This window comes from Streptomyces sp. NPDC046197 (assembly GCF_040646295.1).
Lineage (GTDB): Bacteria > Actinomycetota > Actinomycetes > Streptomycetales > Streptomycetaceae > Streptomyces.
Window position 1 is genome coordinate 301,602 of the sequence record NZ_JBEYZY010000001.1, and the last position, 13,801, is coordinate 315,402.

The window sequence follows — 13,801 nt, forward strand, 5'->3', positions numbered from 1 at the left end:
CACCGTCCACCACGCCGCCAACGGCTTCGGTCATCCGCTTCCGTCATCCGCTTGCTCCCATCACCGGCGCCACGCAGCAGGGCCGGTGTCGCCGTCAGCCCGCTCCCCGTCGTCGCGATCATCATCGTGCCGGCCACGCCCCGGGGAAGCGTCAACGGGCTGGTGTTCGCGGTCGGCTGGCTGGTGGATCTGTCGGCCGTGGGCGCGGTGACCCTGGTCGTCGGCGGCCAGGAGAAGTGCCAACACCCATGGACAGCAGGCCGGCTGGGTGGGGGCTGTCAAGCTCGCGCTGGGGGTTGCACTGGTTCTCCTCGCCGTGCGGCAATGGCGTCACCGCCCTGCCGACGTCTCGCAGGCGCGGCTACCGCAGTGGATGGCCGCGATCGACCGCTTCACGCCGACGAAGGTCTTCCCTCTCGCTCTCCTTTTGTCGGCCGGGAACCTGAAGAACGCCCCGCTGACCATCGCCGCCGCGGTGTCCATCAGTTCGTCGGGGCTGCCGGCCGGAGAACAGATCGCCACATTGGCGATCTTCGTCGTCATCGCCTCCTCGGGCTGCTGACTCCGCTGGGCCTCTTCCTGGTCATGGGGGAGCGGGCAAGGGGAACGCTGGGCAACTGGAAGGAGTGGGCCGCGCGGCACAACACGGCCATCATGGCGGTCCTGTTCTTCGTGTTCGGCCTGAAGCTCCTCGGGGACGGCATCGCCGTCCTGAGTTCCTGAACGGGGCCGCTATGCGGAACGCGTCGCTGTGGTGACCCCCGGCCGGCTCGCCGGCTCGCTGTCGGGTCTCGGCACCCGCAGGGCGAACCAGCAGGTCTTGCGTCCGAGAAACCACACCACGCCCAGAAAGAGGTCCGGCGCCACCTGACGGATCTCATCGCGCACGGCGCCGAAGACGCGGGACGTCTTCGAATAGTCGATGACGATGCAGTCCCGGTCATCCATGAGGCTTGGGCCCGGATAGACCAAGGCGCCGATGGCGAGCGCATCCAGGGGAGTGACCCGATTGACCAGGGACCGGCCGTCAGCGGCAAACACCTTGCCCTGCCAGAGAAGCAGGCGAACGAGCACCGCGATCGGCCGTGCCGGCCAGGTCCCCGTACAGACGAGCCCCGTGCCCTCGGTCGGCCCGGTGGGAACGTCCCCCGCCGTGCTCGACCGGAAGAGTTCCTCCAGCCGGTGGTTGCTCGCCCCGAGCAGATCCTTCTCGCTGATCGCCATGGCAACCTTCCGGCCGTCGTCCGAGCTGTCTCCGCTCTGCAACGATCACCGCCCCCACTCCGGCCCGCAATCGCTACTGAGCCGAACGGCATCGACCACACCCTGCTCGAATGTGCGAGAAAGAGCGGCGTCGTTGAGCGTGACTCTGGCAGGACAGATAGACATCGCGGGACCGGTGGGCAAGCTGCTCCACCGGCGCCCGCTCAAGAACAGCACCGTGATGCAGTCGTTCGGCATCGACCCGGTGTCCGGAGACATCTTCGTGCTCCAGGTGACGAGGGAGGTCTGACCCTCAGTGGGGAGTCCGGGCCGGTCTCCGGCGCTGACCGGCTCGCCCACGGAGACATGTGCGTCACGCGCCTCAACCGGTCGGGCGCGATCGTCGATTACATGTATCTGCGGGGATTCGGCCACGGCGTCAGCCTCGGCGTCGAGAACCGCAGCGGCGTCGTCCGCCTGTGGACCGAGACGGCATCCGCGCCCGACAGCAACAACGAGGGCTTCGGCACCGCCATCACCAACTTCGAGTTCAGGACCGGGACGGTCCTGGACTACGGCTCCCCGCTGCACACCACGCCGTACACGCCCGAGGCCGGCGCCACCTCCGTAACCCCACCATCGACCGCAGCGCCAACGAGCTCATACGTCGGCAACCGTGAGCGCACTGCGCTCGAGGGGCGCGCCCTACTTGTGCTTCCCGCTGCCCTTGCCGTCGCCTGCTCGGCCGTTTCCGGCCGCGCTCCCCGTGCCACCGGTGCCACCGGTGCCACGGTGGGAGGCGGCGTTGCCCGGGGCCGCGGTGTTTCCGCTCGTGCCGTTGCCGTTGCCGTCGCTGGGCCTGCCCCTGTTGCCCGGCCGGCCGGCCGCGGCTGTCGCCCGCGCCAGCTGTTCGGAGCAGTACGCGGCTACCTTGTCCTGACCGCCGGCGGCCGCGACGAGCCGCTGCCAGGCCGTCGCGTCGAGCGCCTTGCCATGGTCTTTGACCTGCTCGTGGGCGCGGCAGTGAGCTTCGGTGTCCCGGGCGCGGGCCGAGCCGACCGTCGGCTCGAAGCCGGAGGACGCCGACGAAGTCGCTCCGGCCGGCCGGTCCGGGGCGACGGCCGACGGCTTGGTTCCCCGGCCGGCGTCGCTACCGCCCGTGGACGAGCCGGCCGAACCGATGGCCGCGACCGCGACACCACCCAGGGTGAGGCTGGCGAACACCACGCCGAACGTCATCTTCACCGAGCGCCCGGTACGCCGCTCCGCGGGCAGCCGCCAGTCGTCCCGGCGCCGGGTGCGCGCACGGTGCGCGCCCGCGCTGCGGGCGGCCCGGAAGGCGGCCAGGGCTCGCTGCTCGTCCTCGGGGCCGGGATCGCCGCCGCGCAGGGCGGCGGCCAGCACGGTTTCCAGCACGGCGGCGCCACGCCCATCCCGCGGGCCGGACACGGCGCCGCCAGGGTGCACACGTCGAGGGCCCGGGACTCCGCCGCCGCTCATCCGTTCACCCATGTCCGTTTCCGTTCCAGTCCGACGGGTTCGATCCTCCGGCGTGCCGGGTCCTGCTGCCCGTCCGCCGGCCCACCGCTGCCGTCGTCGTTCATTTGCCGTAGTAGTTCATTTCGACTGCCCCAGCGTCCGGGAAGCCCCATCCGTCACACCCTCGTCCGCGTCGCCGCCCATGCCCAGCTGGTGTGCAAGGCGCTTCAGGCCCCGGTGGGCGGCCGTGCGCACCGCTCCCGGGCGCTTGCCGAGGACGCGTGCGGCGGCGGGACCGTCTAGGCCGACGACGACGCGCAGGAGCACCGCCTCGGCCTGGTCCTGCGGCAGCCCGCGCACCAGTGCCAGGGCCCGCTCGGTGGAGAGGGACTCCAGGGCCTGGTCGTAGGTGCTGTGCGGGCCGGGCAGATCCAGTACGTCCTGTTCGGTCCCGCCCGCCCGGGGCCGCACCCGCTGACGACGCAGATGGTCCAGCGCCCGGTGCCGGGCGATGATCGCCGTCCAGCCCCGGAACCCGGCGCCGTCGCCCTTGAAACGCCCCAGGTCACGGGCTATCTCCAGCCAGGCGTCGGACGCCACGTCCTCCGCGTCGTCGCCGACGAGGCCGCGCAGGTAACCGAGCAGGCCGGGCTGCACGATCCGGTAGGCGACCGCGAAGGCGGTCTCGTCGCCGTCCTGGGCCCGCGCGACCGCCGCGCCCAGTTCCCCGTCGCGCGGCTGTACGCGCCGGGGTTGCCGTACCTGGCCCAAGGTTGTCCTCGTTCACACCGGTTCACTGCGAGTCCTGCCGCGGTCGAAGCTCCGGTCGCATCGGCGGCCCCATGGTGACCAGCGTCCGTCGTCACAGAAGTGTCACAACGCACCAGGCGCCCGTCAGGTCGTCGCTGGTGCCTCGCCGCCCAGCCGCTGGATCCGTGAGCGTACTTCGGAGCGCGGCACCGTTGCGGCCGGGTGATGCTTCCCACAGGCCGTGCGCTGGGTGGGTACCGGGTGCGGACCGCGCAGGCCGAGGGCGAACCCCCCGCCGACGCCGACGACGCGGTCGCCCCCGAACCTCTCCCCGTACCGTTCGTGTCTCCTCCCGTGAGCGGCACGGAGAGGGAAGGGCGGCCGGGACCCGGACCACTGCCCGCGGTCCGGGCCGCCCCGTGCGCAGGGTGCGCGTAGCGCGCGTATCGGCCCAGGCGTGTGCGCGATGTGATGCTTCGGTGCCTGCGTGCGCTCCTTCCGGCATGACCGAGTACCTCCGTCTGCAAGCGGTGCCGCCCCCGGCACTGCGCAACAGCGCGACCTGGCTGGAACGGCTTTTCGAGAGCGACTCCGAGACCGTTCGCTGCCGGGTCGGCCGACACCGTGAGGAGGTGCTGGACAAGCGCTATCTGGACCAGGAGCGCATCTACGCCGGCGCCGCCTCCCATGGTGCCGGGGACTGGCCCCGGACCTTGGTGGTGCTCGGTGGCCGGCCCGTGCTCCGTGCCGACCGGCAGAAGTCCCCGCTCCTGGTGCTGACGGCGGCGCAGGCGCGCCGGGTGGCCGGGTTCCTGGCGACGGCCGACTTCGACACGCTGTGGGATTTCGCCCGGGACGCACTGCTGCCGCGCTACGGCGGTGTGAGCGCGGAGCCCCGGACGTGGGGCGAGTTCGCGGCGGCGCACCGGGAGCTGAAGGCCTTCTACGCGAGGACGGCCGAGAGCGGGGACGCCGTGGTGAAGCGGCTGCCGACCTGAGGCGTCTTCGGCGCAGTGGTCCGTCGGCAGGGCCGGGGGTGTAACAGTTTCGGCCGCGTGCGCTCTTTCCATGCGGGCGACCACCTCGGTCGGCCAGGACAGGGAGCACGACTCGTGCAGTGGACGGACGAAAGCGGCAGAGCGTACGGAAAGGATCCGTACGGCGGCCTCGGGTACGCGTATGCCTACGCCGCCCACGGCGACGTCCTCCCCGCACCGCCAGTACCGCCAGTACTGCCAGTACCGCCAGTACCGCCGGTACCGCCCGTACCGCCTGTACCGCCGGTACCGCCCGTACCGCCTGTACCGCCGGTACCGCCCGTACCGCCCCGGAAGGGCGATACATCCGGCCATCCGGTACCGGAACAGGACATGCTGGAGAACGGGTCGGTGCGGCCGGTCTTCGTGGACCCCACGGGGCGACGCCAGCGCCGCGTGGCACGCGCCGCCAGGCTGCTGGCGATCCCCGCCGGCGGCTACGTCGCGCTGCTGATCAGCACGATGCTGGGCGCCCCCAGTGTCAGCTCTCCGTTCTTCCCCCAGCCGGACACCGCGCACCCGGACACGCCCCGTGTGACGGCCCCCGACTCCCCGTCCGGCACCGGCCACTCCACCGGGAGCACGGGCTCCACCGCGGCACACCAGAACTCCCGCCCGGCGACGCGGAAGACCTCCGGCCCGAACAGCCGGTCGACACTCCCGACCGCCCCTGCGGCCGCGTCCGGGCCCACCACGGCGCCCACCGGGACCGCCTCCCGGGCCGCCACCTCCACCCCTGCCCCCACCCACACCTCCAGGGGGCGCGCCGTCGGTTCGTCCCACAAGCCCGTGAAGTGATCCAAGGCCCTGACGTGACCGATCGCCGACGCCACAACGCCCCCTCCCGGAGCCGCAGCCGTCCGCGCCCGATCACCCCCCGCACCCACTGGCTGCTGCTGAGCGTGCTCGTGGTGACCCTGTCGGCGGCCCTCCTGTTGCAGGGCTACACCCACCACATGTTCGGCATCACGCCGGACGACGTGACCGGCGGCCGTGGCCGGGACGAGGCGGTTCCCGGCCGGGTGACCCGTGGCGGACCGGTGATCGCGGACGCCGCGACCTCCGCGCACACGGCCCGCGTGAAGGACCGGACCATCGCACTCACCTTCGACGACGGCCCCGACCCCGTCTGGACACCGCGCATCCTCGACGTGCTGCGCCGCAACCACGTGCGCGCGACCTTCTTCGTCGTCGGAACCGAGGTCGCGTCCCATCCCGAGCTGGCCCGCCGGATCGTCGCCGAGGGCCACCAGATCGGCATCCACACCTTCACCCACCCCGACCTGTCACGCCTCCCCTCCTGGCAGCGTTCTCTGGAACTGCGCGAGACCCAGCTGGCGGTGGCCGGCGCGGCCGGGGTCACCACCGGGCTGTTCAGGCCGCCGTACTCCTCGAGGAACGACGCGCTGGACGACGCCGACTGGTCCGTCCTGAAGCAGGCCGGCGCGGCGGGCTATGTCACGGTGCTCTCCACCCAGGACGCCGAGGACTGGCAGCGGCCCGGTGCGGACCGCATCCTCATGAACGCGACACCGCACGGCTCCACCGGGCAGATCCTGCTCATGCACGACGGCGGCGGTGACCGGTCCCAGACCGTCGCCGCGCTGAACGCCCTGATCCCACGCCTCACATCACACGGCTTCCGGTTCGCGACGGTCGGCGCCGCCGTCGGCATGGCGAGACCCGTCCAGCCCGCCGGGCTCGGCGACCATCTGCAGGGAATGGCTCTCATCACCCTGCTGCAGACGGGCGACCGGGTCGTTTGGCTGCTGGGTGTGCTGATGTACGCGGCCGGAGCGATCAGTGTGCTGCGCGCGGCGGTCGTCCTGATCGCGGCCCGCCGGCACCGGCGGCTGCGCACAGGGCCCCGGAGCAGCTCCTGGGGGCGTCCGGTGACAGAACCGGTCAGCGTCATCGTCCCCGCGTACAACGAGAGCGCCGGAATCGAGGCCGCCGTGCGCTCACTGCTCGCCTCGGACCATCCGGTGGAGATCATCGTGGTGGACGACGGCTCCACCGACGGCACCGCCGACCTGGTGGAGTCGCTCCGCCTGCCGGGAGTGCGGGTGATCAGGCAGCAGAACGCGGGCAAGCCCAGCGCACTCAACACCGGACTCGCCGCGGCCACCTGCGACCTGGTGGTCATGGTCGACGGCGACACGGTCTTCGAACCCGACACCGTCCGTACGATCGTGCAGCCCCTCGCCGACCCCCGCGTGGGCGCCGTCTCGGGCAACGCCAAGGTCGTCAACCGCGGCGGCCTGCTGGGGCGCTGGCAGCACATCGAGTACGTGGTCGGCTTCAACCTCGACCGTCGCCTGTTCGACCTGGCCGAATGCATGCCGACCGTCCCCGGCGCGGTCGGCGCGTTCCGCCGCCGGGCGCTGCTCGACATCGGCGGCGTCAGTGACGTCACCCTCGCCGAGGACACCGACGTGACCATGGCGCTGTGCCGCGACGGCTGGCGCGTGGTGTACGAGGAGGGCGCGGTCGCCTGGACCGAGGCGCCCGCGTCGTTGAACGCCCTGTGGCGCCAGCGGTACCGCTGGTGCTACGGGACCCTGCAGGCGATGTGGAAGCACCGCGGTGCGCTGGTGCAGCGCGGTGCCGCCGGGAAACTGGGCCGCCGGGGCCTGACCTACCTCCTTCTCTTCCAGGTGCTGCTGCCCCTGCTCGCGCCGGTCGTGGACATCTTCGCCCTGTACGGCCTGGTGTTCCTGGACCCGGTCCGGATCACCGGTCTGTGGCTGGCCTTCCTGCTGCTGCAACTCGGTATGGGCCTGTACGCGTTCCGTCTCGACGGCGAACGCCCCGGACCGCTTTGGAGTCTGCCGCTCCAGCAGTTCGTCTACCGGCAGCTCATGTATCTGGTCGTGATCCAGTCCCTCTTCACCGCCGTGTCCGGCTCGCGCCTGCGCTGGCAGCGTATGGAGCGCTACGGCAGCCTGCAGGCCCCGGCGGGCACAGCGGCGCCCGCCGACGACGTCCCTTCGCAGTCCCCCGGCGGCTTCCCGCGACCGGCACCGTACGACGGCCTTCCGCAGCAGGTACCGTACGACGGCCTTCCGCAGCAGGTACCGTACGACGGCCTTCCGCAGCAGGTGCCCTACGACGGCCTTCCCCAGCAGGTCCCCTACGACGGCCTTCCGCACCCGGCGCCGTACGCCCCCGTCCCGCAACCGGCACCGTACGGCGGCCGTCCACCCATCCCGCCCCACCCCGGATTCCGGCAGCCCGGACCGTACGAGACACCGTTGCACTGAGAGGACAGTGATCAGCGCCCATGAGCGAACACCGGCGCCGACCGCCCCAGCGCTCGGCCTTCGGCACGCCTACCGGAAGTGTCCGCGCCACCGGTCGCCGGACGGCACACCGTGACCCGACCCCCCGGCAGGACATGCCGCCCGGCACCCGGAGGGGGGCGCCACAGAAGAGGCGCTGGATCGACTACCCGCGGCGAAACAGGAAGGGCCCGCGCCGCTGGCTGCCGTCGGTGCGCCAACTGCTCGGGGTCTTCCTGCTGTTCCTCGGCGGCACGGCAGCGGCCGTCGGCTATGCGTACGCCACGGTCACCATCCCCGACCCCAATCCCAGGACACTGCTGCAGAACAACGTCTACTACTGGTCGGACGACACCGTCCTGGCCACGGACGGCAGCGTCAACCGGCAGAACGTGTCGCTCTCGCAGGTACCCGCCGACGTGCAGTGGGACTTCATCGCCGCGGAGAACGCCTCCTTCTACACCGACCCGGGCATCGACCCGCAGGGAATCCTCCGGGCCGTCGTCCACATGGCCGGGGGCGGCTCCGTCCAGTCCGGATCGACGATCACTCAGCAGTTCGTCAAGAACACTTATCTGGATCAGTCGCAGACGGTTTCACGCAAGTTCAGGGAACTGCTGATCTCCACCAAGATCGGCGCCGCCATGACCAAGCAGCAGATCCTCCAGGGCTACCTGAACACCTGCTTCTTCGGCCGCCAGGCCAACGGCATCCAGGCCGCCGCCCGCATGTACTACAACCTCCCGGTGGAGAAGCTCGACGTGAGCCGGGGAGCCTTCCTCGCCGCGGCGGTCAACGAGCCCAGCCTCTTCCAGCACGCGGACTCCGACCCCGCGGCCAGGGCACAGGCGAAAGCACGCTGGTCCTGGGTGCTCGACAGGATGGTGAGCATCGGCAAGCTGACGCCGGGCCGGCGGGCACGGTACGCGGCCGCCGGATTTCCGGCGCCCACGAAGTGGGCCCCGGGTTCGGGTCTCACGGGCGAGACCGGCTACCTCGTTCAACTCGCCAGGTCGTATGCCCAGGCGCATGACCGGACGATCACCGACAGCAGCCTGAGCAGGGGTGGCTACCAGATACACACCACCTTCGACCGGAAGAGGACGGCGGAGCTGTCCAAGGCCGTCGAGGCGGTGCGCAAGCAACGCCTCGACCCCGCCCACCGGTCCGTCGACCGGGACGTCCAGGTGGGAGCCGCATCGGTGGACCCCGCGACCGGCAGGATCCTCGCCGTCTACGGAGGCCCCGGCTTCGACCACGCCCACTACTCGGACAACGCCGACACCTCCGGCGTCCCGGTGGGTTCGACGTTCAAACCCATCGTCCTCGCCGCCGCGCTCCAGCACGGAGCCGTACTGCACCCCGGCAGGCCGCCGCTGCCGGTCACCCCGGCCAGCAGGTTCAACGGCGACGACGGCATCCAGATCAAAGATCAGCAGGGCAACTACATCACCGACGACAAGGACCCCACCGGCCTCCTCCACCAGCACAACGACACCACACATCGCTGGGGCTACATCTCTTTGCGCCAGGCGATGGAGCAGTCGGTCAACACGCCGTACGTCCAGCTGGGAGAGGAGGTCGGCTACGGAAACGTGGCGGGCACCGCCACCACCCTCGGCCTGCGTCCGGACAGCCTCGCCGCTCCCAGCGCCGGCTTCTACATCGGCACCTCCACGCCGAGTGCCATTCGCATGGCAGGCGCCTACGCGACCTTCGCCGCCTCCGGTGAGCGGGCCACCCCGTACTCGGTGACCAAGGTGACCCACAATGGTGCGGCACTGCCCGGCTTCACCGCCCCCGCCCCCGTACGCGCCCTGTCGGCGGCGGTCGCCGACAACGTGACCGATGTCCTGCGGGGTGTCATCGCCCGGGGCACCGGCACCAAGGCCCAGGCGCTGGGCCGGACCGCGGCGGGCAAGACCGGAACCACCGACGACTACCGGTCGGCCTGGTTCGTCGGCTACACCCCGCAGCTCGCCACCTCCGTCGTCATCTTCCGGGAGGACCCGAACCACCCCCAGTTGCAGTCCCTGGTAGGTGTCGGTGGCCTGCAGAAAGTGTTCGGTGGCGACATCCCCACCGAGATCTGGACCCAGTACATGCGCGATGCCCTCGCCGGCCTCCCCAACGCTCCTTTCCCCACCGCCGCCCCCCTGGCCCACGGCGCCGACGAGCCCGGCACTCCCGAACCGTCCCCCTCCGCACCCCCCGCCAAGCGAATCGGCAAGCCCGGCAAGAGAACACCGCCCACCGCCCCCGTCGGCTCCGCCCCGGTGCCGCGACCCAGGTGCCGCCCCCACAAGTGCCATTGACCACCCGGGGCCGGGCCGCCCGGCCACCAGGCGCGGAAGACGCCTCCACGGACCGCGCCGGCTCGGCCCGGATGGTCCCAGGACGGGGGAAGATCAGCCGGCCAGCCGGTTGATGGCGGCGGCAGCGATGCCTTCCATGTAGCCGGGGTCGTCGCTGGGCTGACCGGAGAGTCCGACAATGCCGAACCTGTGCCCAGTACGGATCACCGCGACACCACCAGAGACCTTTCCGTCGCCGTTGAAGGCCGGGTACCAGCTACCCGCGCCGGCCTTGACGGTGATCGCGTGCCCCTTGCCGTAGTGCCAGTGACCAGCCGGCTCATCCTGGCAGCCGCCCACCAGCTTGTTGAGCTGCTTCTCGTACGAGGTCGCCGACGTGGTGGTGGAACCGTCTGCGACGGATTCGGTCAGCAAGGTGTCACCGGCGTCGAAGGTCCAGGTCACGTCGGCATAGGCGTCGGCCTTCCCCTTGGTCAGTGCTCGCATCGTCTCCTCGCCGGAGCACGCCGAGAGAGCCTGCTTCCCGGTCATGTCCACAGTCGCGCCGACCGGGGCCAGGCCCTGCTGAAAGAAGTCGTCACTCTGCATCAGGTTGCCGGAGCCGAGGCCGTGCCCGGCACGAGCGGCGGTGGACGCGGTTGCCGACTGGCTCGCAGAGCTGGTGTCCGCGCCGGCGGCAGCGGGATGCGTGCCGATGCCGACCACGATCAGGGCGGCACCGATGGAGGCGGCCACTCCTGCGGTACGACCGCGACGCGGGAACTTCTTGCCGGCGGCTCGGTTGTCGAACATCTCATCTCCTGTCTGGTCGCGACGCGGTTGGCGTCGTCGTACACCTGGGAGATGCAGGGCCTGCGGGAGATGTTGGACAGCGGTCTGCTGTGAGCGGTGTGATCCGCCTCACCTTCGTCAGTGGGGTCGGGGCGGTCTCAGAGCCGTGTCACGGCCGCACGAACGATCCGCGTCATCGCAGCCGTGTCCAGGCAGGCGTCAACCTCCAGGACCCCGTAGTGGGAGCCGTTGCGGAGTATGGCGATGCCGCCACACGACTCCTTGGCCCGTGGTGCGGTCCCTGTGGTGTTCAGGTCACCGTCGTAAGTACCCATCCAGCTCGCGGAGATACCCGGAGCGACATCAATCGTGTGCGTCGGCCCGTAGACCCAGTGGCCTGCCGGTTCCTCCTGGCACGGCACTTCCTCCAACAACAGGCGCTCGGCGAGGTTCTGGGCCATCGACCGACTGCGTGCGTTGGCGGCGACTTCGCGCGCGACCTGATCGCCGCTGTTCACCGCCAGCGTGGGGTCGCTGTCGTCCGTGTTCCTGCTGGTCACCAACCCGCGGAAGTGCGCGTCTCGCCCCAGTGCTCCGAAGGCATCGCCGAGCGTCTTCTCTCCGACGCAGGCCGCGTCGGCGTACCTGCCGTCTCCGACACGATCCCGCACGTAGATGCGCTTGTGGATCCCGGCCTTCGTGAACTCGGCGGCTGCCAGCAAGTGCTGGTCCGTCATGGGTCCGCCGGCGGGCTTCGGCACCGGAGAGCCGTTACCCGGCGAGGAAGCCGAAGCGCCCGGCGGTCCTGTCGGGGTGGCCGGAGCAGAGCGAGCGGGCAGGACGAACCGGCCGGTCAACAGGCCAAGTCCGATGGCCGTCGCCAGGATGACGGCGATCGTCCGAGTCCGCACGGCAGCACCTCCCGGCTCCCGGTCAAGCTGATGCCAGTGAATAGTGAATAGTGAAGAGTGAAGAGCCGGGGTGGCCTCAGAAGCCGGCGCCGAGTCGTTCCCGCATGAAGCGGCGGGCCTGATGGATGCGGTCCTTGACTGTACCCAGGGGGGCGTCGGTGACCTCAGCGACCTGAAGATAGGTCAGGTCTCCGAGATCGCGAAGCACGAAGGATTCCACCAGGGCCGGATGCCGCTCCTCGAGCGCGGCCAGCGCCTCCATCAGGTCCAGGCGGGTCCCCGCGATGACGCTTGTCGTCCGGGGGTCGGCACCCTCGGGAAGGACCGCATGACTGTCCTCCGCGCGCCGGCGCATCGAGCGGTACGTGGACCTGGCGGCGTTCGAGGCGATCACTGTCACCCACCCGAGGAACGAGCCTCGCCCGCTGTACTCGTGCAGATGTGTGCTGATGGACAGCAGAGCATCCTGCGCGGCCTCTTCGGCGTCGGCGTGGTGCGGAAGGAACCTGGAGCAGCGGCGCATGACCATGGGTCGAAGCCTGACCAGGAGGCGGTCCAGGGACGCCCGGTCACCCGCCTGGGCGGACACCACGAGCTGTTTCAGCTCATCCTCTTCGATCACCCTGCTGCCCCCGTTCGCGCCTGACCCGAATCCCACCTGGCCGCACCGGAGTTCCCCGCCCCGACGGCTCGGGCAGAATGCTGCCCCGTGCAGAAGGTAGGTCGTTATCTCCTCGAGGACAGACTGGGGGCCGGTTCGTTCGCCACCGTCTGGAAAGCATACGATCCCGAGCTCGACACGGATGTCGCGGTCAAGGTGCTGGCCGACAACTGGGCGTCGAACGCCGATGTGCGACAACGGTTTCTGGCGGAGGCGAGGCTGCTGCGCAGGATCTCCAGCCCACGTGTCGTACGAGTTCACGACGTCGGTGTCCAGGACGACCGGCCCTACTTCGTCATGGACTACGTCCGAGGCGGCACGCTGGCCGAGAAGATCGGGCACTGCGGACCTGCGGAGGCACTCCATCTGGCAGCCGAGGCCGGATACGCCGTCCAGGTGCTCCATGACGCAGGCGTCATCCACCGCGACATCAAGCCGTCGAACCTCCTGCTCGACGTCGGCCGCACGCCCAGTGCCGTACTCGTCGCGGACCTCGGCAGCGCGAAGCAACTGGCTGACGCGTCGGGGCTGACCGTGACCACGGGCACTCCCGCGTACATGGCACCCGAGCAGGCCTTCCAGACCGGCGGGTTCGACGGTCGAGCCGACGTGTACGCCCTCGGCGTCGTGACGTTCGAACTGCTGACCGGACGCAAGCCGTTCGGTTCGGGCGGTCACGCACTCCTTGCGGCAGAGCAGGCACCGAAGTCTTCGGTGCCCACGATTCCCCGCGATCTGGGGGTTCCGAACGGCATCGACACACTCCTTCGTGCTGCGCTGTCCGTAGAACCCGAGGACCGACCGCAAACCGCTCAGGTATTCGCCGATGCGTTGCTGTCACCGGGGGGAGAGGAGTGGGCGTCGGCCGGCGCTTCGGGGCCGACACGCCTTGTGGTCTGGCTTGCGGCGGTCGTCGTGTTCCTGGTGACAACGGTGCTGACCTGGCTGGCCCGCTGAGCTGGACGCAAGCGGCCCCACGGGACGCGGTTCGTGTCCGGCCCGTCACAGCCGGGTGCCGCGTCCTTCGGCGTTCCAGCCCGCAGACGACGTATCACCTGCCGTCGCCCTCGATGGCGTCACCAGCCGAGCGCATCCTCTTCGGCTTGTGCGTTCCGGGCCGGCGCGACCGGGCGCGCGCCGTGGCAAGTGAAGCCGAGTCGGGTCAGCGCCCGGTGCATCTCCGCCACCGTGAAGTCCCTGCGGCTCAGCCTGGTGATCACCTCACCGACCTGCATCACAGGGTAGACGCGGCGGTCGATGGTGACGGACACACCGGTGACGGGTTCGGGCGTGATGCCGCTCATGGACTGTTCGACCTCACTTTTGGTCAGGTCGAAGGGGAAACGGGCGATGACACAGCGCATGGATGCCTCCACAGGGTCGGGAAGAACGC

13 protein-coding genes and 2 pseudogenes are annotated in these 13,801 nt (G+C 70.3%); 7 read left to right on the forward strand and 8 right to left on the reverse strand.

The window, feature by feature from the left end; all coding sequences use genetic code 11:
• Positions 1-268 precede the first annotated feature (268 nt).
• Positions 269-723, forward strand: a pseudogene (locus AB0A61_RS01385) (GAP family protein).
• 9 nt (positions 724-732) lie between these two features.
• Here the strand turns inward: AB0A61_RS01385 and AB0A61_RS01390 are convergent.
• Entirely contained in the window at positions 733-1,224 is a 492-nt protein-coding gene (locus AB0A61_RS01390) for a hypothetical protein (protein ID WP_361284238.1), read from the reverse strand.
• A gap of 133 nt (positions 1,225-1,357) precedes the next feature.
• Here AB0A61_RS01390 and AB0A61_RS01395 point away from each other — a divergent pair, with 133 nt between their 5' ends.
• Together AB0A61_RS01395 and AB0A61_RS01400 are read left to right on the forward strand one after the other, a co-directional pair.
• The gene (locus AB0A61_RS01395; RefSeq protein WP_361284241.1) at positions 1,358-1,513 is read left to right on the forward strand and encodes a hypothetical protein; all 156 of its coding nucleotides are present in this window, start codon (positions 1,358-1,360) and stop codon (positions 1,511-1,513) included.
• Between the two features lie 56 nt (positions 1,514-1,569).
• Positions 1,570-1,830, forward strand: a pseudogene (locus AB0A61_RS01400) (hypothetical protein); the annotation flags it as partial.
• 78 nt (positions 1,831-1,908) lie between these two features.
• Here AB0A61_RS01400 and AB0A61_RS01405 read toward each other — a convergent pair.
• Together AB0A61_RS01405 and AB0A61_RS01410 are read right to left on the reverse strand one after the other, a co-directional pair.
• Complete coding sequence (locus AB0A61_RS01405; protein WP_361284244.1) at positions 1,909-2,619, reverse strand: hypothetical protein; 711 nt, start codon at positions 2,617-2,619, stop codon at positions 1,909-1,911.
• 201 nt (positions 2,620-2,820) lie between these two features.
• Complete coding sequence (locus AB0A61_RS01410) at positions 2,821-3,453, reverse strand: RNA polymerase sigma factor (RefSeq protein WP_361284247.1); 633 nt, start codon at positions 3,451-3,453, stop codon at positions 2,821-2,823.
• A 482-nt stretch (positions 3,454-3,935) separates the two neighbouring features.
• Between AB0A61_RS01410 and AB0A61_RS01415 the strand changes: the two genes are divergently transcribed.
• Positions 3,936-4,430 carry a DUF1877 family protein gene (locus AB0A61_RS01415; RefSeq protein ID WP_361284250.1) on the forward strand — a complete coding sequence of 165 codons (495 nt, stop codon included), beginning with the start codon at positions 3,936-3,938 and terminating at the stop codon, positions 4,428-4,430.
• A gap of 476 nt (positions 4,431-4,906) precedes the next feature.
• Here AB0A61_RS01415 and AB0A61_RS01420 read toward each other — a convergent pair whose 3' ends face one another.
• Entirely contained in the window at positions 4,907-5,272 is a 366-nt protein-coding gene (locus AB0A61_RS01420) for a hypothetical protein (protein ID WP_361284253.1), read from the reverse strand.
• Between the two features lie 9 nt (positions 5,273-5,281).
• Here AB0A61_RS01420 and AB0A61_RS01425 point away from each other — a divergent pair, with 9 nt between their 5' ends.
• Together AB0A61_RS01425 and AB0A61_RS01430 are read left to right on the forward strand one after the other, a co-directional pair.
• Positions 5,282-7,732: a glycosyltransferase gene (locus AB0A61_RS01425; protein ID WP_361284257.1), complete on the forward strand. Its 2,451-nt coding sequence runs from the start codon at positions 5,282-5,284 to the stop codon at positions 7,730-7,732.
• A 20-nt stretch (positions 7,733-7,752) separates the two neighbouring features.
• Complete coding sequence (locus tag AB0A61_RS01430) at positions 7,753-10,065, forward strand: transglycosylase domain-containing protein (RefSeq protein ID WP_361284260.1); 2,313 nt, start codon at positions 7,753-7,755, stop codon at positions 10,063-10,065.
• 93 nt (positions 10,066-10,158) lie between these two features.
• Here the strand turns inward: AB0A61_RS01430 and AB0A61_RS01435 are convergent, their stop codons facing one another.
• The 3 genes from AB0A61_RS01435 to AB0A61_RS01445 all read right to left on the reverse strand — a co-directional run bounded on the left by AB0A61_RS01435 (position 10,159) and on the right by AB0A61_RS01445 (position 12,369).
• The gene (locus tag AB0A61_RS01435) at positions 10,159-10,800 is read right to left on the reverse strand and encodes a hypothetical protein (RefSeq protein ID WP_361284263.1); all 642 of its coding nucleotides are present in this window, start codon (positions 10,798-10,800) and stop codon (positions 10,159-10,161) included.
• A 194-nt stretch (positions 10,801-10,994) separates the two neighbouring features.
• Entirely contained in the window at positions 10,995-11,573 is a 579-nt protein-coding gene (locus tag AB0A61_RS01440; RefSeq protein WP_361284266.1) for a hypothetical protein, read from the reverse strand.
• Between the two features lie 250 nt (positions 11,574-11,823).
• Positions 11,824-12,369: an RNA polymerase sigma factor gene (locus AB0A61_RS01445; protein WP_361284268.1), complete on the reverse strand. Its 546-nt coding sequence runs from the start codon at positions 12,367-12,369 to the stop codon at positions 11,824-11,826.
• Between the two features lie 87 nt (positions 12,370-12,456).
• Between AB0A61_RS01445 and AB0A61_RS01450 the strand changes: the two genes are divergently transcribed.
• Positions 12,457-13,365 (forward strand): serine/threonine-protein kinase, encoded by a 909-nt coding sequence (locus AB0A61_RS01450; RefSeq protein ID WP_361284271.1) that lies wholly within the window; start codon positions 12,457-12,459, stop codon positions 13,363-13,365.
• Between the two features lie 119 nt (positions 13,366-13,484).
• Here the strand turns inward: AB0A61_RS01450 and AB0A61_RS01455 are convergent, their stop codons facing one another.
• Positions 13,485-13,772, reverse strand: coding sequence for an SCO5918 family protein (locus AB0A61_RS01455; protein ID WP_361284274.1), 288 nt, complete (start codon positions 13,770-13,772; stop codon positions 13,485-13,487).
• Positions 13,773-13,801: the final 29 nt, after the last annotated feature.

Bases quoted from the DNA above. Each gene is read 5' to 3' on its own strand.
- AB0A61_RS01415 (WP_361284250.1), top strand. From the start codon at position 3,936: ATGACCGAGTACCTCCGTCTGCAAGCGGTGCCGCCCCCGGCACTGCGC.
- AB0A61_RS01455 (WP_361284274.1), bottom strand. From the start codon at position 13,772: ATGCGCTGTGTCATCGCCCGTTTCCCCTTCGACCTGACCAAAAGTGAG.
- AB0A61_RS01440 (WP_361284266.1), bottom strand. From the start codon at position 11,573: ATGACGGACCAGCACTTGCTGGCAGCCGCCGAGTTCACGAAGGCCGGG.
- AB0A61_RS01430 (WP_361284260.1), top strand. From the start codon at position 7,753: ATGAGCGAACACCGGCGCCGACCGCCCCAGCGCTCGGCCTTCGGCACG.
- AB0A61_RS01390 (WP_361284238.1), bottom strand. From the start codon at position 1,224: ATGGCGATCAGCGAGAAGGATCTGCTCGGGGCGAGCAACCACCGGCTG.